This is a genomic window from Rheinheimera sp. F8, assembly GCF_001518915.1.
This window is the reverse complement of the sequence record NZ_CP013656.1, coordinates 430248-453060: the sequence shown is the minus strand read 5'-3', so window position 1 is coordinate 453060 and position 22813 is coordinate 430248. Positions and strand designations below refer to the sequence as shown.

Below are 22813 nucleotides of genomic sequence, written 5' to 3'. Positions count from 1 at the left end.
CGTGGCTCAAGATTTTTTTGTCGAGATTGGCACTGAAGAGCTGCCACCGAAGTCGTTAAAAACCTTAGCAACGGCGTTGCAGCAGAACATCCTGGATGAACTGAATAAACTGGGTCTGGGTTTCATTGACAGCCAATGGTACGCAGCACCGCGTCGCTTAGCGGTTCGCGTCAATGCACTGGCGGCGCAGCAAGCCGACAAAGTCGTGGAGAAACGCGGCCCGGCCATCGCCGGTGCTTTTGATGCCAATGGCGAGCCGACTAAAGCAGCACAAGCCTGGGCGGCGTCGAACGGCATCACAGTAGCTGAAGCTGAACGTCTGGAAACAGACAAAGGCGCCTGGCTGATTCACAAAGCTAAAGTCACAGGTGTCGCGACAGTGGCGCTGTTGGAACAAGTGGTCGCCACAGCACTGGCAAAACTGCCAATTGCCAAGCCAATGCGCTGGGGCGCCAATGACGCTGAGTTTATCCGTCCGGTGCACACCATCATCATGTTGTATGGCAACGATGTGGTGCCAGCCACTATTCTCGGTAAAGCGGCTGGCCGCGTCACTCACGGTCACCGTTTCCATGCGCCGGCTAAGGTTGAAATTGCTAATGCGGATGCTTACTTAAGCACGCTGGAGCAGGCTTTTGTAGTGGCCGACTACGACAAGCGCAAAGCCTTTATCAAAGCCGAAGTCGAGAAAACTGCTGAAAGCTTAAAGGGTATCGCCCAGATGGACGACGCTCTGCTCGAAGAAGTGTCATCGTTGGTTGAATGGCCGGTGGTGCTGGTGGGTTCGTTTGAAGAACGTTTCCTCGAAGTGCCGCCAGAGCCGTTAATGTCGACGATGAAAGACAATCAGAAGTATTTCCCGCTTAAAGATGCAGCCGGCAAGCTTTTGAATAAATTCATTTTTGTTGCCAACATCGCCAGCAAAGACCCGCAGCAAATCATTTCGGGTAACGAAAAAGTGGTGCGGCCACGCTTAACCGACGCCCAGTTCTTCTTTGGTGTTGATAAAAAGACCAAACTGGCTGACCGGCTGGAAAGCCTCGGCACTGTGTTGTTCCAGCAAAAGCTCGGCACGCTGCTCGAGAAATCACAGCGTATCAGCGAACTGGCAGGTTATATTGCCGGCAAAATCGGTGCTGATGTTGAACACGCGAAACGCGCGGGTTTATTGTCGAAAACTGACCTGATGAGCAACATGGTCGGTGAATTCCCGGAAACCCAGGGCATTATGGGCATGCACTATGCGCGCATCGACGGCGAAGCCGAAGCAGTCGCACTGGCGCTGAACGAACAATATATGCCACGTTTTGCCGGTGATGCATTGCCGGGCCAGTTGGTCAGCTGCGCTGTGGCTATTGCCGACAAGCTTGACTCGTTAGTCGGTATTTTTGGCATCGGTCAGGCGCCAAAAGGCGACAAAGACCCCTTTGCGCTGCGCCGTGCCGCCATTGGCGCGCTGCGTATCATGGTCGAGAAACAGCTGCCGCTGGATTTGCTCGACGTGATTGGCTTTGCCCAAACCACATTTGGCGACAAGCTGAGCAATGCGCAAGTAGCTGATGAAGTGCTGGATTTTATGTTAGGCCGCTTCCGCGCCTGGTATGAAGCTGAAGGCTACGGCATCGACGTGATCCAGGCGGTGTTAGCCCGCCGGCCAACCAATCCGGCCGACTTTGACCGCCGCGTCAAAGCGGTGGCGGAGTTCCGCAAGCTGGACGCTGCACTGGCATTAGCCGCTGCCAACAAGCGGGTGGCGAATATTCTGGCGAAAGTGACTGAAGACATTCCTGCGACTGTGGATGCTGGCTTGTTAAGCGAAGCTGCGGAAAAAGCCCTGCACAGCGCCATTGTGGCGGAGCAGGCTTATCAGCAAAGCCTTAGCAGCTATAGCGAAGGCCTGGCCCATCTGGCGCAGCTGCGCGACGTGGTCGATCAGTTCTTTGATCAGGTCATGGTCAACGCAGATGACGCCAAAGTGCGGCTGAACCGCCAGGCACTACTGGCTCAGTTACGCGCACTGTTCCTGCAGGTAGCGGATATCGCTGTACTGCAATAACTGATTGACCTCAAACGGAAAAACCAGCAGCAATGCTGGTTTTTTTTTGCCGCTGGAAAATATTTTTGTGCCGTGAACCCCGGCCTGGTCCTGCGTCGTCTATATCGATGAACCTGTTGTGTTGAGAGTACCCAATGTTACAAGCGGAGTTAGACCTACTGGTATTGGCATTTCAGCAAGGCGATAAAACGGCCTTTGCCAGGTTATACCAGCATTTTCATGGTGACCTGGTCCGGTTTGCGGCGTTTCAGCTGCATGGTCAACAGGTTGCCGCCGATTTGGTGCAAAACGTCTGGTTAAAGGTGGCGAAACGTGTGCACCGGCTGGAAGACCCGGCGGTATTTACCAGTTGGTTGTACCGCGCGGTGCGCTGGGAAGTGCTGGATTGGCAGAAGCAGCCGCAGCAGCGCCGTACCGAAGCATTGCCAGATGCGGATACACTGGTCGCTAAGCCGTCGCCTTCTGCTGATACATCACTCAGCGACGCAATTGCGACGCTGAGCAGTGCTGATCAATTGTTATTGCAGCTGTATTACCGCCATCAGCTGATGCAACAAGAGATTGCGCTGATCCTGCAAATTCCGTTGGGTACAGTGAAATCCCGCTTACACCGGATCCGCCAGTTTTTGGCGCAACACAGCTCAGTTCACGTGGCCACGCCAGGTGCTGTGGCTTCATCTGACGATTAAGGAGCTTAACCATGTCGGTAGAAAACGAAATTGCGGCAGAGCTGGCGCGCCAGAATGCTGAGATAGACAATCTGATGCGGGAAGACCAAGGTTTGCCGCAGGTGTTGGCGGCCGGCTTTCACGGCGGACTTAGTCTGCTGATGAAAGTAGCTTATCTGTTGGCTGTAGTATTTGCGGTAGCAATTTTCTACTGCGGGTACCGGTTTTTTATCGCAACGACGGACCAACAGTTCTGGGGGATCCTGTTGTTGCTGGCAGTTCAGCTGCAGGTGGGGACTAAGTTGTGGATCTGGCTTGAATCGCAACGTGCCGGTACGCTGCGGGAGCTGAAGAAAATTCAGCTGGCACTGGCACGGATGCAAACGCCGCCACAAGCCTGAAATCTCGGAGACCGGCGGCAGAAACTCGCCTGCCGGATCTCCATTGGTGACCGCCAAACCACCACTCATGCCTTTACCACTGTTGTGTTTTGAAGTCGTTTGTTATCACAGGGTTGCTGAAAAAACAGCCTGTGCCGGGTGTGCGCCCGGCGCCTGATAATAACAACTCCAGGAACAACCCATGCAACAGTCAATGTCCTCTGTCCCCAGATTTACGCTTTGTGCGCTGGTGATCGCGCTGGCGCCGCAGCTGCAGGCGCAACAACAAAACCCAACCGCAATCCAAACAAAAGCAGACGCTGAGGCCAAGTCCGGCGTTGAACGGATTGCTGTGACCGGCAGCCGTATTCGTCGGGCGGATCTGGAAACCCATACCCCGGTGGTCAGTATCAGCAGTGACGATATCGTCAAATCCGGCGCGGTCAATGTCAATCAGCTGCTGAACCAGTTGCCGGCGATGATCCCGGCCAATGGCCCGCAAACATCGAATACCGGTGGTTATGCTGGCACCAGTACTCAGGATTTACGCGGCCTTGGCGCCACCCGGACGTTGGTGCTGGTCAATGGCAAGCGCCACGTGCCAGCGATCCCGGGGACCAGCATTGTCGATGTCTCATCGATTCCGACTGCTCTGATTGAGCGGGTGGATGTGCTGACCGGGGGCGCCTCATCAATTTATGGCGCCGATGCGGTGTCTGGTGTGGTTAACATCATTCTGAAGCGCCAGTTTAGCGGCACGGCTCTGACCACGTCTTATTCCGGCGCTGCGGCAGGCGATGGTCAGCGGGCATATCTGAGCCTGACGCATGGTCAGGACATCTCTGATGGCAATCTGGTTTATCACCTGAGCTATCACAGCAGCAAAGCCATTGAAGGGCGTGACCGGGACTATGTCGCCAATGACCTGTCGTATCTGACCAATCCGGACAAAACTGCCAGCCCGAAATATCTGCTGGGCCGTTTTGTCTCGATGTATAACAGTAATCAGCGTAGTTACCTGCAAGGCGACCGGATCTTCCGGCAGGATGCTCAGGGTAATTCGGTCGCAATGTTACCGGATGGCGTGCGGGTGACCGATGACACCAGCTATTCACTCGCCGGTGTTGGGCTGCGTGACGATTATGGCCAGTTTTATTCACGTTACGAATGGGCGCGTCTGGCCGTGCCGGAAGAGAAACTCAATCTTAACTTGTTGTACCAGCAAGAGTTGCAGCCCGACCTCACGCTGTCCGCCGATCTGAAATATGTTCATACCGATTCCGAAAGCCGGGTTGCGCCGTTGGTCGAATATGGCGTGACACGTTTGCCTGCCGATTATGGCTTTTATAATGCCGCACAACGGGCGGAAGTGGCGCGCACCGGACAGGGTTTGTTTTTTGCCGGTCATTTTCCGGAAATGGGCCAGCAAGGCAGTGATTATGCTTATGACTTGTATCAGGCGGTGCTGGGACTGGAAGGCACACTGGCCGGGGACTATCGTTGGCAGGTATCGGCGCAGCACGGCCAGACCAGGCTCGACAATACCATCCTCAATGATTACAACGAAGAGCACTGGCAAAAGGCGGTGTGGGGCAGCTATACCGACCCGGAAACCTACCAGACCCGTTTGTGTGGTACCGGGTGTGTGCCGGTAAATGTATTTCAGCCGCTCAGCAGCGAAGCGATGCGTTATCTGAAACTGGACCCGCATCAGGCGCAGGAAAAAATGACCCAAAGTGTGCTCAGTGCCAGCCTCGATGGCGACGTATTCAGTCTGCCGGCCGGTAATGTCGGGTTAGCGGCAGGTGTTGAACATCGGCGCGAACGCAGTGAATCGACGCCGTCCGATGTGCAGCTTGCCGGGATCGGCGCAATGAACTATCGCGCCTTGCCACAAACCGGTCGCTATCATGTGTCTGAATTGTTTGCCGAACTCAGAGTGCCGCTGCTCAGTGATTTGTTGATGGCCGAGCAGCTGGACGTCAACGCCGCCTGGCGGACGGCAAAATATAATCTGGCCGGCACCAATCACAGCTGGACTGCAGGTCTGGACTGGACACCGCTGCCAGGGCTGAAGATCCGCGCCTCGCGTGCCAAAGCGGTGCGGGCGCCGAATATCAATGAAATTTTCCAGCCGCAAAGCCAGGCCTGGAATTATGTGTATGAACTCTGTTACAGCGCTTATCGCGACAAAGGCTCTCAATACCGCCAGGACAACTGCAACAAATTAGGTTTGACGAATCCGCCGAATTATTACAATGACGCACTGATCCTGACCCAGGGTAATCCGGCACTGGACGTCGAACGGGCCTATACCTTCACCGGCGGTATGGTTTGGTCACCGCAATTTGCTGACAATTTGAATTTTACCGTCGATTTCTGGGACATTAGCCTGCAGGATAAAATTGGTACATTACCCTGGGACCAGGTCTATCCAAACTGTATCGACGGTTCGTCGCTGGATTCAGTGTTCTGCAAGCTGATTGAACGCAAAGAAGGCTATATGCAGCTGAATCTGAGTTATCTGAATTTGGCGCGGCACAGCACCCGTGGGGTGGATTATGCGCTGGATTATCAGTTCCCGCTCAGCAGCAGCTATTTACCGGATGGTAGTGTGTTGAAATTCGCCGCCAATTGGGGCCGGTTGCTGGAGCGCAAGCTGCAGTCCGATCCGTCAGCGAAAGAGCTGGAAACGCTGACTGGCATGGCTTATCCGAAATGGCGCGGCCGCAACACACTGACGCTGGATTTAGCACCAGTATCGGTCCGGTTGACCGGGCATTATGTTGGAGCACAGAAACCCAATCCAAGCCGCAAAGCCGAGGAATATCAGGTATCGCAGACTGAGCCGTTATGGTATCTCGACCTGGGGCTGAGTTATGCCATCAGCGATGCGGCCAATGTGGACCTGCTGGTGTCGAATCTGACCGACCGCGGCACGCCACAGGTACCAGGCGCCAGCACCGGCGGCGCCAGCTGGGAAATGGGGTACACTGCCGGTTTGTTTGATACGATTGGACGTTATTATGCATTGCAGTTCAGTTACCAGTTCTGATCACCGGCGGAGCTATTCATCATGATGGCGCCGCTGACCGGCACTCTGCAGCAGCTGCGCCAGCGGCTGCTGTTGTTAAAGCTGAGCGATATTGTGCTGTTGCTTGGTTTTAACACGTTATGTGCGCTGCTGAATAGTCTGACTACTACGAATCATCTGGCCGGAGATTTGTCGGTATTGTTGTTGCACTGGCGGGAATATGCGCTGTTGTATAACAGTCTGACGTTCAGCATGTTAGGGCTCTATCTGCTGCTGATGGACCGCCACAGCGCCAGCGTGCGCGGCTGGCGTCTGCTGTATCTGGTGTGTGGCACTTATCTGAGCAGTTTTGTGTTATGCGCCGGACTGTTTGATTGGTATCAGCGCGACAAAATTGCCGAAGGACTGCTGTATACACTGAATTTTATGGTGTCCGCCAGCTGGCTGTTATTGCTGATGTTTTATCTGAAAAAGCGTGTGATCAGTCCGCGCTTACAGGCATTAGCGGCCGAGGTTAACGCGACCAGTCAGGCGCGTGACCGGCTCGAGGCAGAGCTGCATCTGCTGCAGGCTCAGCTGGAACCGCATTTTTTCTTCAACACGCTGGCGAATCTGCACAATTTGATAGACCTGGATCCAGACAAAGCCAAGTTATTGCTGGAACAACTGACCGCCTATTTCCGTGACAGCATTCCGCAGTTTCGCCAGACTTTTATTGCGCTGGATGCTGAACTCGGCATTATCGAACGTTATCTGCAAATCCAGCAGATCCGCTTTGCCGGTCGATTTACTTATCAGTTTGAGATTGATGATGCTTGTCGCTATGCGGCCGTATTGCCGATGGCATTGTTGTCGCTGGTCGAAAACGCCATTAAACACGGGCTGGAAAAAACCAGCGGCACCGGTGTGTTAACGTTACGCGCGCAGCGCGATGGCACGCAGTTATTGCTGCAGGTCTGTGACAGCGCGGCACAGCCCAGTCACCATGCCTCCGGTACCGGTTTGCGCAATTTACGCGCACGGCTGGCGGCGGCTTATGCGCAGGATGCACACTTTTGCATCGAAACCCTGCCTGGGCAACAGACCTGCGCTACGGTGCGTTGTCCATGGCGCGAAATGACAGCGACGGAGGTGGCGCGTGGTCAGGATCCTCATCGCTGAAGATGAAGAGATTTTATTGCAGAGCCTGGTGCTGAAGCTGCAGAAATTTTGGCCTGCTGCTGAAATTGTGGCGTTATGCCGCGATGGTCACAGCGCCTTGCAGGCGCTTGAGCAGCAGCAACCGGATGTGGCATTTCTTGATATTCAGATGGGCGCGCTCAGTGGTATCGACGTGGCGTTTTTATCGGCACATGCGTGTCAGCTGGTGTTTGTCACTGCTTATGACCAATATGCGGTCAAAGCCTTTGATAAAGGTGCGGTCGATTATTTGCTGAAGCCATATTCGGATCTACGCCTGCAACAATGCATCAGTCGACTGCAGCAACAGTTGCAGTTGTCACAGACGGCGCCGACACCGGTGGTGCAGCGGTTGAAACTGCAGACCGGCCACAAAATCTGGTTGCAACCGGTACAGCAGATTTTGTATTTCCGCGCCTGCGGCCGTTATATCGAAGTGGTGCTGCCGGATCGGACGGCCTTGTTACGTCAGCCGATGAAACAGCTGGTGAATCAGCTTGACCCGACCTTGTTCTGGCAAATCCACCGCAGTCTGATCATCAACATTGACCAGCTTGACCATGTGCGCAGCAGCGATGCAGAGCAGTTATGGGCCTATCTGCGCGGTGTGGCTGAGCCGTTACCGGTCAGCCGCAGTTTTCAGCACCGTTTCCGTCAAACGCCACTGCTATCATCCGATCAAGCCGACTGACTGGCGGCATACCAGTGCAGCGCATCACGCAGCAACACCGCAGTACCAGCGCCAAACCGATCGTAATACGCCTGAAAACGCGCATCGCTGACGTATAAATCACCGAGCATCACCAGACGCTGCAACGGACATGGTCCGTACTGTTGTAGCCACTGATGCTGGCGCACGGCCCATAGCTGTACTTCGGCAGCATCGGCTGGTAAATGCAGACATTGCGCTAAGCCCCGGGCGATCTGTTCACCTTCTTGCGCCAATTGCTGCTGTTGTTCCGCGCTTAACTGCGCCAGTTGCTGCTCACTGTGGCGGATCTCGGATTCGCCCCAACGCTGTGCTGCTTCTTCCCGCAAGGTCGCCTGACTGAATTGATTAAATAACTGGGATGACGTGGTCATCGATGAAGACTCCTGCTGTTGGATAGTAAAATCCAGCATGCTTTGCAGCCGTTGCAGATGTGCGATCCGCCCGGCCAGCAGCTGCTGTTGTTGGCGTAAACAGTGGGTCAGGTCATAGTCTGGTGTTTGCATGATCTGCTGGATTTGCGCCAGCGGATATTCCAGCTCACGAAACATCAGGATCTGCTGTAATTGCAGCACCTGTTGCTCGTTATACAGTCGATAGCCACCACTGCTGCGTCCGGCTGGTTGCAGCAGTCCGATCGCATCATAGTGATGCAGGGTGCGGACGCTGACGCCGGCAAGCGCTGCCAGCTGACTGATGCTGTAAGTTGACATAACCAACTCCTGTTTACTGCGCGCAGTCTGCAGCCTGACGTAACGTCAGGCGCAAGCGTTTATTGCAGGATTTTTTGCAGAAATCTTAGGGGCTGTTGACGTTTGGTGTTTGTTTTTGCAGCAGTTTGGCACCACGCGGTGGCCGGCTTATGCAAGGCAGTGCGAGAGCCGTACGTGGTACCCAGTGTGTCATTCTACACAAACGAGCACTAACGCCGCAGAAAGAGCTGTCAAACGCTGCCCGAAGGGTTCGTTTGGCGGCGTTTTGGGCTTTGTCACTCGTTGCTCACATAGAATCACTATGCTACGCGCCTCGTTTCGCGCCCAAAACGCCGCCACCACGCGGTGGCCGAAACGAACAAAACTTAACCACCAAACGTCAACAGCCCCTAGAGAACCAGTGATGCTTAGCTTCGCACCAGATTGCGGCCATCGGCCTTCGCCTGGTACATCAGTTGGTCCGCCTGGCGCAGCGCTTCGTCAAAGTCATCGCTGCCACTGAGTACAGCTACACCAAAACTGCAGGTGATCACCAGTTCCGGGTGTTGTGGTAAAAAACGTTGCTGGGCGACACTTTGGCGGATTTTTTCGGCGACGCGGGTCGCGTCACTCAGCTGGGTGTGCGGCAACAATAACAGGAACTCCTCGCCACCATAACGACAGGCGATATCGGGTTGGCGTAACTTACTGCGAAACAACCGGGCGATCTGTTGCAGCACTTTGTCACCTTCGGCATGGCCAAAGCTGTCATTGATATGTTTAAAGTGGTCGAGGTCGACCAGGATCAGCGCCATCGGCAACAACAACTCGGGTTGTTGCTGCAGATATTGCGGCATGCTCTGATCAAGAAAACGCCGGTTCGCCAGGCCCGTCAATGCATCGGTATTCGCCTGATTATCCTTACTGCGCTGCAATAAATCCATGCTGTGATGGCTGCGTTCGCGGAAATGCTCATTAATGCCACAAGCCAGAATCAGCGTCAGTAATGACGCCAGAAACCGGCTGCTTTCAGCAGTCCGGTATTGCGCCTGACCCAACTCCGGTCCGTACAAAAGGAGTACCAATGCCAATAACAATGCCAAATTCAGCAGTGTGCCGCGTTTGCGGCCGAGTAAACCATACAAAATTGGCGGAAATGGAAATACCCAATACAACGCGGTACTTTCGAAGCCGCCGTGTACCACCAGTCCGACGACAAAAGTGGCCACCAGCACCCCTTCAACCAGACATGCCGAATCCAGCTGCTGGCTGGCGTGAAACCAGGCGGCATTCAGTAAAAAACTGAAAGCACAACCAAACAGAATAAACTGAAGCAGATAATCTTCACTGAACAGATGACGTAAACCCAGCACCAGCATAATGGCGGAGGTGATGTAGCTGACAAACAGCAATATATAACGGCGACGATTTTGTTCAACTGACAAAGCTTCGGCCAGGCTGGCGCGGGAGATGGGCACCATGCAGTTTCCTTCCGCTGTGAATGCCCCCAGTATTGAGGAAAGCAGCGGTAAAACACAATGTCAGGCTGTGTTTTTTTTCAGCAGATAGCGATATGGCAGCGAACTGGTATCACTAGCGAGTAATTCATGGTCCATAAAGCGGCAAAATGCCGGGATATCGCGGGTCGTGGCCGGATCATCTGCGATGATCAGCAAAGTTTCGCCGGACTGCATTTTACGGATCGTCAGCCGGGTCATCATCACAGGTTCCGGGCAACGTAAACCCAAAGCATCGAGTTGCTGGTCAGCATCGGCAAACACATCAGCAGCAGGGGACATCAGCAAAACTCCGGTCAAAGTCTAAAGGCATTATCGTATAGGCGAGGGTGCCTAATTTCAAATATCGGCTTAGATAAAAACAAAGGCAGCCTGAGCTGCCTTTGTCATCCGATCAAACCGGCGTTATTCGACGCGTTCAAATACAGTGGCGATACCCTGACCCAGACCAATACACATGGTTGCCAGGCCGTAACGCGCGTCTTTGCTTTCCAGCACGTTAATCAGCGTGGTGGATATGCGTGAACCTGAGCAACCCAGCGGGTGACCGAGCGCAATAGCGCCGCCATTGAGGTTCACTTTAGTATCCATCACTTCCAGCAGACCTAAGTCTTTCATCACCGGCAGTGCCTGTGCGGCAAACGCTTCGTTCAGCTCAAAAAAGTCGATTTGGCTGATATCGAGACCGGCCGCTTTTAACGCTTTTTTCGACGCAGGCACCGGGCCATAACCCATGATCGACGGGTCACAACCGGCCACACCCATGCCGATGACGCGGGCGCGGATTTTAAGACCTAAAGCTTTCGCTTTGTCTTCGCTCATCACCAGCATGGCAGAAGCACCATCAGATAAGGCTGAAGACGTACCGGCAGTGACAGTGCCGTTCGCCGGGTCAAACACCGGGCGCAGCGCGGCCAGGCTTTCGACTGTGGTTTCCGGCCGGATCACTTCGTCATAATCAAACAGCTTCAGCACGCCGTCGGCATCATGGCCTAAGGCTGGCAGAATTTCGGCTTTAAAACGGCCTTGTACTGTGGCTTCTTGCGCCAGACGATGCGAACGGGCGCCAAACTCGTCTTGCTGCTGGCGGCTGATGCCATGCATTTTACCTAAGAGTTCAGCGGTTAAACCCATCATACCGGCGGCTTTAGCGACTGAAACACCAAGACCAGGATGGAAATCGACACCGTGGGTCATCGGTACATGGCCCATATGCTCAACACCACCGATTAAATACACTTCGCCCATGCCACACTGAATCGAGCGGACGGCGTCGTGCAGTGCCTGCATCGACGAGCCACACAGCCGGTTGACGGTGACCGCTGGTACAGAATGCGGAATACCGGCCAATAATGCCGCGTTACGCGCGACGTTAAAACCCTGTTCCAGTGTTTGCTGGACACAACCCCAGATCACGTCGTCAATTTCTTCCGGTGCCAGGCCCGGGTTGCGCTCCAGAATGCCGCGCATCACATAAGCAGACAGTTCTTCCGCCCGTACGTTACGGAAAATACCGGCCTTGGAACGGCCCATCGGCGTACGGATACAATCAACAATAACGGCTTGTTTCATTTTCAATTTCTCCGCCATTAAACCGGATAAAACACCTGGCCGCTCTGAGCCATGGCGCGGGTTTTGTCAGTGACCTGATAGATTTCACCCAGGTCGGCGTATTGGTCAGCCAGTGCCACGAAGTTGGCGAGGCCCATCGTATCGGCATAACGCAGTGGACCACCACGGAACGGAGGGAAGCCTAAGCCGTAGATCAGGCCCATATCCGCTTCTGCAGCAGTAGCGACAATGCCTTCTTCCAGGCAACGGATCGCTTCGTTAATCATCGGGATCATGGTGCGGGCGATGATTTCATCGGCGCTAAATTCACGTGGCGCGCCAGTGACGTTTGCCAGTAGGGCGGTCGCAGCTGGATCCAGGTCTTTTTTCGGTTTGCCTTTGGCATCTTTGCTGTACGCATAGAAACCGAGGCCATTTTTCTGACCATAGCGGTTGGCGGCATACATCACGCTGACCGGGTCGTTGGCAAGTTTCGCCATCCGGGTTGGGAAGCCGTCAGCCATCACGTCAGTACAATGATGTGCAGTATCGAGGCCCACCACGTCCAGCAGATAAGCCGGGCCCATTGGCCAGCCGAATTGTTTTTCCATCACTTTGTCGATTTGCGCAAAGCTGGCGCCATCGAGCAGTAATTTTGAGAAACCGGCGAAATACGGGAACAACACGCGGTTGACGTAGAAGCCAGGGCAGTCGTTGACGACAATCGGTGACTTACCCATTTTTGCCGCATAAGCGACTACGGCTGCGACTGTCGCATCCGAAGTATCTTTGCCACGAATGACTTCGACCAGCGGCATCTGATGCACCGGGTTAAAGAAGTGCATGCCACAGAACCGGCTTGGATCGGTCAGGTTGGCGGCCAGCAAATTAATCGAAATGGTGGAGGTGTTCGACGTGATAATCGCATCAGCGGCCACCACAGTTTCAATTTCCTTCAACACTGCGCCTTTGATTTTCGGGTTTTCCACCACCGCTTCAACCACGATATCGACAGTTTTCACCGGTTCCAGCGACAAGGTTGGCTGGATAGACGCAACGACTTTGGCCATACCGGCAGCATCGAGCTTTTTGCGCTCAACTTGTTTACCGAGCAGCTTAATAGCTTCGCCCATGCCCAGTTCCAGTGCTTTGTCATTGATGTCTTTCATCACGACCGGCACGCCTTTGGAGGCGCTTTGATAACAGATACCGCCACCCATAATACCGGCACCCAGCACTGCAGCCTTTTTGATGATTTTGGTCGCTTGTTTACCGGCTTGTTTGGCTTTGGCTTTGATCAGCTGGTCGTTCAGGAATAAACCGATTTGTGCGGTGGCTGCTGTGGTTTTCGCCAGCTTGGCAAAACCGGCATTTTCCAGCGCAACAGCGCCAGTGCGGTCGAGGCGGGCGGCTTTCTCAATGGTTTCCACAGCCATCATCGGTGCCGGGTAATGTTTGCCGGCTTGGGCAAATACCATGCCTTTGGCGGTGCTGAAGCTCATGATGGCTTCAGTTTTGTTCAGTTTCAGCGGCTCGAGTTTGGCCTGACGTTTCTTGCGCCAGTTCAGTTTGCCGGCGATAGCGTCTTGTACCATCGACAATGCAGCTGCGGTTAATTTGTCCGGCGCAACGACGGCGTCGATCGCCCCTTCTTTTAATGCTTGTTCGGCACCACGTTCTTTACCAGTGGTGATCCACTCCATCGCAGTGTCGGCACCGACGATACGTGGCAGACGGGCAGTACCGCCAAAGCCAGGCATCAGGCCAAGCTTCACTTCCGGCAGACCGATTTTGGTGGTAGTGTCAGCGACGCGGTAGTCAGCAGTTAAAGTCCACTCACAACCGCCACCGAGTGCAAAGCCTTTGATGGCGCAGACCGTTGGCACCGGCAAATCTTCGGCCAGGTCAAACACGTCTGACGCTTGTTTAATCCAGGGCACTAATTGTTCTTCTGCTTGTTGGAAGGTGCCAAGGAATTCAGTGATATCAGCGCCGACAATAAAGGCGTCTTTGCCGCTGGTGTAAATCAGGCCCTTTAATGCGCTGTCTTTGTACAGGATGTCGAGGGCCGCGCGGCAGTCCGCCAGCGTCTGCTGGTCGAATTTATTGACCGAGCCGGCCGCGTTAAAGGTAAACTCGGCAATACCGTCGGCAATGTATTGCACGGTAATGCTGGAACTCTGGTAGATCATGGATGTTCTCCTTCGTCGCGTAGGTGACAGATACTTTTGGGATCGTCGCAACAGGTCAGATGAGTCTTGTGCGCAAGCAGTGTGTCGCGGTTCAGGAAAAAATTCAACCGTTATTTAAACGCGTGTTTGAATTGGCCGGCGACACCCAACTAACTATAGGTGGATTTTCGAAACATGGGGCAATTGAAGTCCGGGTTTGCTGTGTTGGCGTTATGGTGCGGTGGTTTGCTGTTGCCCGCAATGGCCGCGCCGTCAGATACCGTATTGCGCGAACGTTTTCTGCAGGCAGAGAAAAAAATTCACAAAGTACCGCTGGCACAGGCGGAGAAAATGCTGCGCGATTTACATGCCTATCCCCTGAAACCCTATATCGAATTGGAATACATTAGCCGCACGCTGAGTGATACTGCGGCAGTACAAAAATTTCTGCAGCAGTATCAGGGCACGCCGCTGGAATGGCCGCTGAAAAAACGCTGGTTGTTGTATCTGGCAGGTGTGCAGCTGACGCAGCCATTCCTGAAACACTATCAGATGGGCACCGATACCGTGCTGGACTGCGCTGCGTTACAGCTGCGGCTGTTAAACGAACCTCCAGCGTCGGTGTGGCCGGATGTTACGCATTTATGGCTCGATGGCGAATCGTTGCCAAAAGAATGTGACGCTTTATTTAAGCGCTGGCAGAAAGCCGGCCAACGCACGCCGGAAGTGGTGTGGGCGCGACTGGTCAAAGCTGCCGACGGTGGCGACGACCGCATCATTCCATATCTGCGGACGCTGATGCCGGCCAAACTGCAATATCTCGGTGATAAATGGAAACAAGTGCTGGAAGAGCCGGCCCTGGTCAGCCGGCAGAAATTTTTACCGCTGAAGCACCCGTGGGAGCGCGAGATCCTGACCTTTGGTCTGAAAAAACTGGTGTGGAAAAAGCCGGATCAGGCATTGGCCGTGTGGGCGCGTTACGAAATGGATCCGCATTTCACCAAATCTCAACGTATTGATGTAGCACGCAATTTCGCGATTGCGCTCGCCAGTAAAGACGACAGCCGTGCGGCGAAGTTTCTGGCGATGGTGCCGGTGGAACTGAAAGACGACTTGTTCCTGCAATGGCAGATCACCTGGTATCTGCGTCAGCAACAGTGGCCACGTGTCATTGAAATACTGAACGAGTTACCGGAAGCAACCCGCAAAGATGACAGTTGGCAGTATTGGCTGGCGCGGGCCTATGAACAAAGCGGCAAGACTGAACAAAGCAAGCAGATGCTGACCGCTCTGGCTGCGACCCGCGGTTATTACGGCTTTATGGCCGCAGCGAAACTGGGTTTACCGCCAAGTCTGGCGCACAAACCAGTACCGGTGACCAAGGAGCAGTATCAGGCGTTTCGCAAAAGTGACAGCATGCAGCGGATGCGTGAGTGGGAGCTGCTGGGCCGGCCCAATGCCGCCAAACGAGAGCTGACCTTCCTGCAAAAATACGGCACGCCACAACAGCAACTGAGCGCCGCTAAGCTGGCCTATGACAATGGCTGGTATGACAGAGCGATTTTTGCACTGGCCGACGCTGGTTATTGGGATGATGTCGAAATGCGTTTCCCGATGGTGTACAACAAAGAAATTCAGAAACACGCCAAAGCGGCGCAAGTTGATCCAGCCTGGGCGATGGCGATCACCCGCCGGGAAAGTACCTTTATTCCAACGGCAAAATCGCCTGTCGGTGCGCAAGGTCTGATGCAAATCATGCCACGCACGGCCAAGCATATCGCCGGCCGCAATATCAAAGCAGAAGCGCTGTATAACCCCAATACCAATATCGATATGGGCACCGATTATCTGCGGTATTTGCTGCGTGCCAACGATAATAATCTGGTGTTTGCCACGGCCAGTTATAACGCTGGTTTTAGTAACGTCCAGCGCTGGATCCCAAAACATCGTGAAATGGAACTGGATGTCTGGATTGAAACCATTCCGTTTAAAGAAACCCGTGAATACGTTAAAGCGGTCTTAGCCTATTACCAGATTTATAATATCCGGATGAATCAGGAACAGGATGTATTTGCGCCGCTGGCGACGATGAAAGTTGGCCAGACCGGCTGATCGCCGTCGGTCTGACGTTTGCTGATTTTATGTTAATCTATTGCAAAAAACGAACAGGACATACCCATGCGCCCAGCATATCAGGCTCTATACGCCGCCCATTTGTTTGAACTGCAGCAACGCACTAAAGCCGTTCTGGCGCGTGAGAGTCTGGACGCGCTGGTGATCCATTCAGGTCAGGCCAAGCGCCAGTTTCTCGATGACATGGATTACCCGTTTAAGGCCAATCCATTATTCAAAGCCTGGTTACCGGTGGTTGATAATCCGCATTGCTGGTTGATTGTTGATGGTGTCAACAAACCCAAGCTGGTGTTTTATCTGCCGGTCGATTTCTGGCACAAAGTGCCGGATGCGCCGAATGACTTCTGGTCCGGTTTTTTTGATATTCAGCTGATTGATAAACCAACCAAAGTGGAAAGCCTGTTGCCGTACGATAAAGCCAATGTGGCTTATCTCGGTGAGCAATTGGAGCTGGCACGGGCACTGGGCTTCAGTCAGCTGAATCCGGAAGGAGTGCTGAGTTATCTGCATTACTTCCGTGGCTACAAAACCGATTACGAACTGGCTTGCATGCGCGAAGCCAATCGGATTGCAGTCGAAGGCCATCGCGCCGCTGAAGCTTGTTTCCGCAATGCTGGCAGTGAATTTGATATTCAGCTGGCTTATCTGGCTGCCGTGCAGCAGGGCGAGAATGAAGTGCCGTACGGCAACATTATTGCGCTGAATGAAAACGCTGCGATTCTGCATTACACCGTGTTGTCGCGGCAAAAACCGGCGCAGCATCACTCGTTTTTAATCGATGCCGGCGCGTCTTTTCATGGTTATGCGGCCGACATTACCCGCACTTACAGCGCGCGTGACGATGAATTTCAGGCCCTAATCACCAGCATGAATGCGGTGCAGTTGGCCTTAGTGGATACGTTAAAACCCGGGATTAAATACACCGAAGTGCATTTAAAATCGCATGAACTGATCGCACAGGTGCTGGCAGACTTTGATTTTGTGCAGCTATCGCCACAAGCCATCGTCGAAAGTGGCATCAGCCGGACTTTTTACCCGCACGGCATTGGCCATCATCTGGGCCTGCAAGTACACGATGTCGGTGGTTTTATGGCGGACGAACGCGGCACGCACGTCGCGGCACCGGACGACCATCCATTCCTGCGCTGCACCCGCTTAATCGAACCGCGTCAGGTGTTCACCATCGAACCCGGCCTGTATTTCATCGATTCGCTGCTGGCGGATTTAAAAGCGACTGATCAGGGCAAGTACATCAACTGGCACAAAGTGGATGCTTTCCGTCAATTTGGTGGTATCCGCATCGAAGACAACGTCATCGTGCATCGCGAGCGCAATGAGAATATGACGCGGGATCTGGCGCTGGCATAAGCTCTGAGGTCATTTAGAAAGCAGGGGCCGGGCCCCTGCTTTTTTACCTTGTCGGTTAAGCGAATTCGCTGTAATCAGCAGAACTGATGTTTTATTCACTCGTCGTCTCGGGTCGTGAAATAATCGCTTGTAACTGTTGACCTGCAACTTGCCCTATCAGATACGGGCCAATTTTTCCTTGCTGTCGTAACGGGTTTAACGCCGCCGCGAGTTTCAACTGCTGTTGTTCAACATTATCGGTGTCCGTCAAAGTCAGCTGCAACATGCAACTGGATTGCCGACACTGGATGTCCTTAGCGGTGAAATTCCGCAACGGCAACTCAGTGACAAAATAATCGCTGAGTTGCGTCTGATATTGTTGCGACCACGCAAAGTCGACAGGTTCTTGCCAGTGCGTGCTCCATAGTTGCTGAGTTTTCACTGCGGCATTCAACTGTTGATCTGCTGAAGTCTCTGGTCGCTGGGCTGCAACAGGCAAAGTGTCCGGCTGCTTTGGTTGTCTGATTGGCTGATCGGCAGGTGTCGCCGCAGCAGCAACAGTGACCGCTTGTGCGACCTTGGATGGGGAAACCGTATTTGCCGACGATTCATTGGCCAAAACATGCTCTGGAATGATCGGTATTGGGGCCGAAGGCTGCAAGACCGAATAAGCGAGGACCGCCGTACCTAATACCAGGCCGGTTTTCAGATACATATTCATTATGATGTCTCTCTGTTCAAATGAGTGCTGCGTTACTTCAGGAGCACGGTGAGTCCCGACAATTTGAGACATGGCAGATATTGCCACTTTCACCGCTGCAGGTTAAATCACAGGTTTTACAGGATGGTGGCCCCGCCAATACCAACCCCGCGTAAAAAGCTGCTGAGAGAAACGCAGTGACTGCGACCGCCTTTTTGAATTTATTTGTAACCATAATGTCCTTCTAAATGTCTTTTAATGCCAGCAGTGTGGCATGTTGATGAAATCCGACAATCAACGTCTTGCGGGTAATCAACACCGGTACCTGCTGATAACCCAGTGCACTGAAATTTCTCAAATCTGCCTGACTTGGATGCTGGTCAAGTTCAATGTATCTGACTGCGAAATCTTGTTGTGCCAGCAAAGTTTTTAATGCACTACACGCAGAGCAGTCTGTTCGGGAATACACCAGCACAGGCCGGTCAGCTGAGATCCCTAAGTGACTGAAATCACCGTTTATGCTGATCGTGCTGAGTTGGTACAGATATCCGCCGGCCAAAAATACCAATGCGACAGCGCAGATCGCTGCAACGTGACGAAGCTTGTTAGGCCGGTACATTGCTTTACGGCTTGCATGCAACATCAATGCATCCCATCAGAGCACATGTATCGTTATTGCAGGCCCATTGGCATACGTGGCAGGTCGTCGGTGGCCCTGCCATTAATTGACCTGCGGTAAAAGCACAGATAGAAACAAAAGCTGCCAATAACGTTTTTTCATCGGGTTTCTCCATGGGTTATGTAAGTGTTCTTACTGAATAATGTATACAATATTCAGATTGTGAGCATTCTGCAATTGGTTTATTGTTAAAATGCTGTATTTTTGTAGCGATAAATGTCACATCTACGCATAAAACAGCAATTAATCTGGCTAAACGCTGACGTTTGGTTCGGTGGCAAAAAAAGGCGGTTTCAATGTATTCGGACAAATAAAAAGGGCCTCGTTGAGGCCCTGATTGACGGTATCAGTGTTTATAGGAAAAACGCGCTGACCTGGAACAGCCGTTCCACTTCACCGATGTGTTTTTTGTCGACCAGGAACAAAATCACATGGTCGTCGGTTGCGATGACGATATTGTCGTGTGCGATCAGCACCTCCTCGCCGCGCACGATGGCGCCGATGGTGCAGCCCGGTGGCAGTTTCACTTTGCCGATGGTTTGGCCGACTACTTTGGAGGTGGTGCTGTCGCCGTGCGCAATGGCTTCGATCGCTTCAGCCGCGCCACGGCGCAGTGAGTAGACGTTGACGATGTCACCACGCCGCACGTGGGTCAGCAGCGCCGATATGGTCGCTTGTTGTGGTGACACGGCGATATCAATTTCGCCGCCTTGCAGCAGGTCAACATAAGCGCTGCGTTTAATCAGTACCATGGTTTTTTGTGCGCCCATCCGTTTGGCCAGCATCGCCGACATGATGTTGGCTTCGTCGTCGTTGGTTACGGCAAGGAACACATCCACTTCGTCGATACTTTCTTCCTGTAACAGCTCCGGATCTGAAGCGTCGCCGGCATAGACCACGGTGTTTTCCAGCGCACTGGATAAATACTCGGCCCGCTCTTTACTGCGCTCGATCAGCTTGACGCTGTGGGTTTTTTCCAGTGCTTTGGCGAGACCATACCCGACGTTACCGCCACCGGCGATCATAATGCGGCGGTAGCTGTTTTCCAGCTTCTGCAGCTCGCTCATCACGGCACGGATATGTTTGGTGGCCGCGACAAAAAACACTTCATCGTCGGCTTCAATAATTGTGGTGCCAATTGGCTTGATGGCATGACCGCGACGGTAAATGGTCGCGACCCGGGCATCAATATGCGGCATGTGTTCTTTCAGCGTCGACAGGGCGTGACCGACCAACAAGCCGCCATAATAGGCTTTGACCGCAACCAAGCTGACCTTGCCACCAGCAAATTCAACTACTTGCAGTGCGCCAGGGTAATCAATCAGCCGGCGGATATAGTCGGTGACTAAGGTTTCCGGTGCGATAAAGTGGTCGACTGGTAAATCATCTTTATTAAACAGCTTGTCACGGTATTTGATGTATTGGTTGGTGCGGATCCGCGCCACTTTGGTCGGCGTGTTAAAAATGCTGTAGGCGACCTGACAGGCGACGATATTGACTTCGTCGCTGTTGGTGACCGCGATGATCATATCGGCATCTTCGGCGCCGGCTTTTTTCAGAATATCCGGGTGTGCACTGTGGCCATGCACCACCTGCAGGTCAAATTTGTCCTGCAGTGCTCGTAGTTTCTCGGCATTGATATCGACGACAGTGATGTCGTTTTCTTCACCGACCAGATTCTCTGCCAGCGTCGCACCGACCTGACCTGCGCCTAAGATAATGATTTTCATGCAATCGCCTTTTTCTGCAATTTGGCGTAGAAGAAGCCATCGGCCTGAGACTGGCCCGGAAATAATTGCCATTCGCTGGCGGTGTGGCTGGCGCGCAGCGGAATGGCCTGAGCGTCCGGCTGTGCATCGAGAAAACGTTGTACCTGCAGCTGATTTTCTTCGGGTAACACACTACAGGTCGCATACAGTAACACACCGCCTGGCTTCAGCGTTGGCCAGACCGCCGCCAGAATTTGTTGTTGTAACAATGCCAGTGCTGCAATATCCGGTTTTTTCCGCAGCCAGCGGATATCCGGGTGGCGGCGGATCACGCCGGTGGCCGAGCAGGGCACGTCCAACAAAATGCGATCAAACAGCTGACCATCCCACCATTGGCCGGGTTCGGCAGCATCGGCGGCTTTAATGATGGCCTCATGGCCTAACCGCGCCAGATTCTCCCGCACCCGTACCAGTCGGGCCGGATCTTTATCCAGCGCCAGCACGCGCGCTTCCGGCGCCAGTTCCAGCAGGTGACCGGTTTTACCGCCAGGTGCGCAGCAGGCGTCGAGGATCAGCTCACCATTTTCCGGCGCTAGGAACACTGCGGCATACTGTGCTGCGAGGTCTTGTACAGCAAAAAACCCCCAGACATAACCGGGTAATATGGTCACATCACAGGCCTTATCGAGCAGGATCGCCTGCGGCATCTCCGGCACTGGCTGACTAAAGCCAATCTCCATCGCTGTTAAATCCGCGGTGAATTTCTCTACTGAGCAGCGTTTGGTATTGACCCGCAGCCACAGCGGTGCTTTTTGCTGGTTGGCGGCGATGATCTCCAGCCATTGCTGGGGATAGGCCTGTTGCAGCGCCTGCACCAGCCAGGATGGGTGGTTGGTTTGCACGGAAAGCGGTGCGTCGGCGAATTCAAACAATTCCGGCTGGCGTTGCACGGAGCGCAATACGCCATTGATCAGCTTGGTCATTGACTGACCTTTTAAATAGCGGGCAGCTTCAACGGTTTCACCAACGGCGGCATGGTCCGGAATCCGTAAGAACTTCAGCTGATAAATGCCGAGATAAATCAGAAACTGCAATGGACGTAGCTGCTTGACCAGCGGTTTGCTCATCAGCTGCTGACAAACAAAATCGAGTTGTGGCAGCTGGCGCATCAGGCCAAAACACATTTCCTGCAGCAAGGCTTTGTCGGCCGGATTAATAAATAACAGCTGGGCTTTGGGTAAGACGTCGGATAACGATTTGCCTTGATCTACTACCTGATAACACAGCGTGGCGGCGGTCGCGCGTAAGTTTGCGCTCATTGTGGCTGTTCCGGTGTAGCTTGCAGTGGTTGACCAACCTGGAACCAGTCGGCGCGACCATTCAGGAAGTCCACCACCGCCATGGCTTTTTTACCCGGCGGCTGCAGCTGCTCAATTACCAGTAAGCCATCGGCCGTACCGATCGCAATGCCTTTTTTATCGACCCGCACTACCTGGCCAGGCTTTGCACTGCCTGCTTCAACGCGGGCCTGCCAGATTTTTAATTGCTGCGCGCCGAGTTGCAGGTAACTGACCGGCCAGGGATTAAAAGCACGGATCTCGCGCTCAAGGGCGGCGGCTGTTTTACTGAAATCGAGTTGCGCTTCTTCTTTGCTGAGCTTTTCAGCGTAATTTGCTGCGCTGTCTTGTTGCGGTTCGGCTTTCGCCTGCAACGCAGGGAGATCCTGCAAGGCTGCGATCAGCGCTTCTGGCCCGACAACGGCCAGCTTGTTATACAAAGTGGCGCTGGTGTCGGTAGCTTCAATTGGCATCGTTGCAATGCTTAACATGGCGCCGGTATCGAGACCGGCATCCATTTGCATAATAGTAACGCCAGTTTCGGCGTCGCCGGCCCACAGCGCTCTTTGGATTGGAGCCGCACCGCGCCAGCGTGGCAACAAAGAGCCATGCACATTGATACAACCCAGTTTTGGCGTAGCGAGCACTACTTGCGGCAGAATCAGGCCATAGGCGACGACAACCATCAGGTCAGCATCAAGCGCGGCGAGTTGTTGCTGCGCCGGTGCCTTTTTCAGTGACTTCGGTTGAAATACCGGAATGTTATGAGTCAGGGCAAGCTGCTTGACCGGACTGGCCTGCAGTTGCTGGCCACGCCCAGCCGGACGATCTGGCTGGGTGTAGACTGCGATCACCTGATGATCAGAATCGAGCAGGGCCTGCAGATGGCGGGCAGCGAAATCCGGCGTGCCGGCGAAAATAATACGAAGCGGTGTGGTCACGGAGATTCCT

The 22813-nt window shown here is 53.6% G+C and carries 18 protein-coding genes; 8 read left to right on the top strand and 10 right to left on the bottom strand.

All coding sequences use genetic code 11. The features are described from left to right. Position 1: 1 nt before the first annotated feature. From glyS to ATY27_RS02125, 6 genes are all read left to right on the top strand, one after another. Entirely contained in the window at positions 2–2056 is a 2055-nt protein-coding gene (gene glyS, locus ATY27_RS02150; RefSeq protein ID WP_347876417.1) for a glycine--tRNA ligase subunit beta, read from the top strand. A gap of 134 nt (positions 2057–2190) precedes the next feature. Then, positions 2191–2745: a sigma-70 family RNA polymerase sigma factor gene (locus ATY27_RS02145; protein WP_208932522.1), complete on the top strand. Its 555-nt coding sequence runs from the start codon at positions 2191–2193 to the stop codon at positions 2743–2745. An 11-nt stretch (positions 2746–2756) separates the two neighbouring features. Then, positions 2757–3125: a DUF6768 family protein gene (locus tag ATY27_RS02140; protein ID WP_208932521.1), complete on the top strand. Its 369-nt coding sequence runs from the start codon at positions 2757–2759 to the stop codon at positions 3123–3125. Between the two features lie 181 nt (positions 3126–3306). Continuing rightward, positions 3307–6159, top strand: a complete 2853-nt coding sequence (locus tag ATY27_RS02135; protein ID WP_208932520.1) for a TonB-dependent receptor — start codon at positions 3307–3309, stop codon at positions 6157–6159. A 21-nt stretch (positions 6160–6180) separates the two neighbouring features. Further along, positions 6181–7299, top strand: coding sequence for a histidine kinase (locus ATY27_RS02130; RefSeq protein ID WP_208932519.1), 1119 nt, complete (start codon positions 6181–6183; stop codon positions 7297–7299). Next, positions 7277–8008 carry a LytTR family DNA-binding domain-containing protein gene (locus ATY27_RS02125; RefSeq protein ID WP_208932518.1) on the top strand — a complete coding sequence of 244 codons (732 nt, stop codon included), beginning with the start codon at positions 7277–7279 and terminating at the stop codon, positions 8006–8008. Before ATY27_RS02130 ends, ATY27_RS02125 begins: the two co-directional genes overlap by 23 nt. Here the strand turns inward: ATY27_RS02125 and ATY27_RS02120 are convergent. The 5 genes from ATY27_RS02120 to fadB all read right to left on the bottom strand — a co-directional run bounded on the left by ATY27_RS02120 (position 7996) and on the right by fadB (position 13978). Further along, entirely contained in the window at positions 7996–8739 is a 744-nt protein-coding gene (locus tag ATY27_RS02120; protein WP_208932517.1) for a MerR family transcriptional regulator, read from the bottom strand. The two genes, ATY27_RS02125 and ATY27_RS02120, sit on opposite strands and share 13 nt — an antisense overlap. Before the next feature lie 407 nt (positions 8740–9146). Further along, a complete protein-coding gene (locus ATY27_RS02115; protein ID WP_208932516.1) occupies positions 9147–10199 on the bottom strand; it encodes a GGDEF domain-containing protein in 1053 nt (350 codons plus the stop codon). Positions 10200–10259: 60 nt separating this feature from the next. Then, positions 10260–10517, bottom strand: coding sequence for a sulfurtransferase TusA (tusA, locus tag ATY27_RS02110; protein WP_208932515.1), 258 nt, complete (start codon positions 10515–10517; stop codon positions 10260–10262). A 123-nt stretch (positions 10518–10640) separates the two neighbouring features. Continuing rightward, entirely contained in the window at positions 10641–11807 is a 1167-nt protein-coding gene (fadA, locus tag ATY27_RS02105; RefSeq protein ID WP_208932514.1) for an acetyl-CoA C-acyltransferase FadA, read from the bottom strand. 17 nt (positions 11808–11824) lie between these two features. Continuing rightward, positions 11825–13978: a fatty acid oxidation complex subunit alpha FadB gene (gene fadB / locus ATY27_RS02100; protein WP_208932513.1), complete on the bottom strand. Its 2154-nt coding sequence runs from the start codon at positions 13976–13978 to the stop codon at positions 11825–11827. A 174-nt stretch (positions 13979–14152) separates the two neighbouring features. On the opposite strand from fadB, the gene ATY27_RS02095 reads away from it, so the two are divergent. Then, a complete protein-coding gene (locus tag ATY27_RS02095; protein ID WP_244151392.1) occupies positions 14153–16069 on the top strand; it encodes a transglycosylase SLT domain-containing protein in 1917 nt (638 codons plus the stop codon). A gap of 66 nt (positions 16070–16135) precedes the next feature. Beyond that, entirely contained in the window at positions 16136–17458 is a 1323-nt protein-coding gene (gene pepQ, locus ATY27_RS02090; protein ID WP_208932512.1) for a Xaa-Pro dipeptidase, read from the top strand. A gap of 91 nt (positions 17459–17549) precedes the next feature. Here the strand turns inward: pepQ and ATY27_RS02085 are convergent, their stop codons facing one another. From ATY27_RS02085 to fmt, 5 genes are all read right to left on the bottom strand, one after another. Continuing rightward, a complete protein-coding gene (locus ATY27_RS02085) occupies positions 17550–18158 on the bottom strand; it encodes a hypothetical protein (RefSeq protein ID WP_208932511.1) in 609 nt (202 codons plus the stop codon). Positions 18159–18381: 223 nt separating this feature from the next. Continuing rightward, the gene (locus tag ATY27_RS02080; RefSeq protein ID WP_208932510.1) at positions 18382–18780 is read right to left on the bottom strand and encodes a glutaredoxin family protein; all 399 of its coding nucleotides are present in this window, start codon (positions 18778–18780) and stop codon (positions 18382–18384) included. 389 nt (positions 18781–19169) lie between these two features. After that, positions 19170–20546 carry a Trk system potassium transporter TrkA gene (gene trkA, locus ATY27_RS02075; RefSeq protein ID WP_208932509.1) on the bottom strand — a complete coding sequence of 459 codons (1377 nt, stop codon included), beginning with the start codon at positions 20544–20546 and terminating at the stop codon, positions 19170–19172. Further along, positions 20543–21844, bottom strand: a complete 1302-nt coding sequence (rsmB, locus tag ATY27_RS02070) for a 16S rRNA (cytosine(967)-C(5))-methyltransferase RsmB (RefSeq protein ID WP_208932508.1) — start codon at positions 21842–21844, stop codon at positions 20543–20545. Before rsmB ends, trkA begins: the two co-directional genes overlap by 4 nt. After that, positions 21841–22803, bottom strand: coding sequence for a methionyl-tRNA formyltransferase (fmt, locus tag ATY27_RS02065; protein WP_208932507.1), 963 nt, complete (start codon positions 22801–22803; stop codon positions 21841–21843). The genes rsmB and fmt overlap by 4 nt, the downstream gene beginning before the upstream one ends. Positions 22804–22813 lie beyond the last annotated feature (10 nt).

What these genes read in the sequence shown, in the direction of transcription:
- ATY27_RS02145 (WP_208932522.1), top strand. Translation starts at nt 2,191, where the DNA reads ATGTTACAAGCGGAGTTAGACCTACTGGTATTGGCATTTCAGCAAGGC.
- ATY27_RS02140 (WP_208932521.1), top strand. Translation starts at nt 2,757, where the DNA reads ATGTCGGTAGAAAACGAAATTGCGGCAGAGCTGGCGCGCCAGAATGCT.
- ATY27_RS02135 (WP_208932520.1), top strand. Translation starts at nt 3,307, where the DNA reads ATGCAACAGTCAATGTCCTCTGTCCCCAGATTTACGCTTTGTGCGCTG.
- ATY27_RS02130 (WP_208932519.1), top strand. Translation starts at nt 6,181, where the DNA reads ATGATGGCGCCGCTGACCGGCACTCTGCAGCAGCTGCGCCAGCGGCTG.
- ATY27_RS02120 (WP_208932517.1), bottom strand. Translation starts at nt 8,739, where the DNA reads ATGTCAACTTACAGCATCAGTCAGCTGGCAGCGCTTGCCGGCGTCAGC.
- ATY27_RS02115 (WP_208932516.1), bottom strand. Translation starts at nt 10,199, where the DNA reads ATGGTGCCCATCTCCCGCGCCAGCCTGGCCGAAGCTTTGTCAGTTGAA.
- tusA (WP_208932515.1), bottom strand. Translation starts at nt 10,517, where the DNA reads ATGTCCCCTGCTGCTGATGTGTTTGCCGATGCTGACCAGCAACTCGAT.
- fadA (WP_208932514.1), bottom strand. Translation starts at nt 11,807, where the DNA reads ATGAAACAAGCCGTTATTGTTGATTGTATCCGTACGCCGATGGGCCGT.
- fadB (WP_208932513.1), bottom strand. Translation starts at nt 13,978, where the DNA reads ATGATCTACCAGAGTTCCAGCATTACCGTGCAATACATTGCCGACGGT.
- ATY27_RS02095 (WP_244151392.1), top strand. Translation starts at nt 14,153, where the DNA reads ATGGGGCAATTGAAGTCCGGGTTTGCTGTGTTGGCGTTATGGTGCGGT.
- pepQ (WP_208932512.1), top strand. Translation starts at nt 16,136, where the DNA reads ATGCGCCCAGCATATCAGGCTCTATACGCCGCCCATTTGTTTGAACTG.
- ATY27_RS02085 (WP_208932511.1), bottom strand. Translation starts at nt 18,158, where the DNA reads ATGAATATGTATCTGAAAACCGGCCTGGTATTAGGTACGGCGGTCCTC.
- ATY27_RS02080 (WP_208932510.1), bottom strand. Translation starts at nt 18,780, where the DNA reads ATGTTGCATGCAAGCCGTAAAGCAATGTACCGGCCTAACAAGCTTCGT.
- trkA (WP_208932509.1), bottom strand. Translation starts at nt 20,546, where the DNA reads ATGAAAATCATTATCTTAGGCGCAGGTCAGGTCGGTGCGACGCTGGCA.
- rsmB (WP_208932508.1), bottom strand. Translation starts at nt 21,844, where the DNA reads ATGAGCGCAAACTTACGCGCGACCGCCGCCACGCTGTGTTATCAGGTA.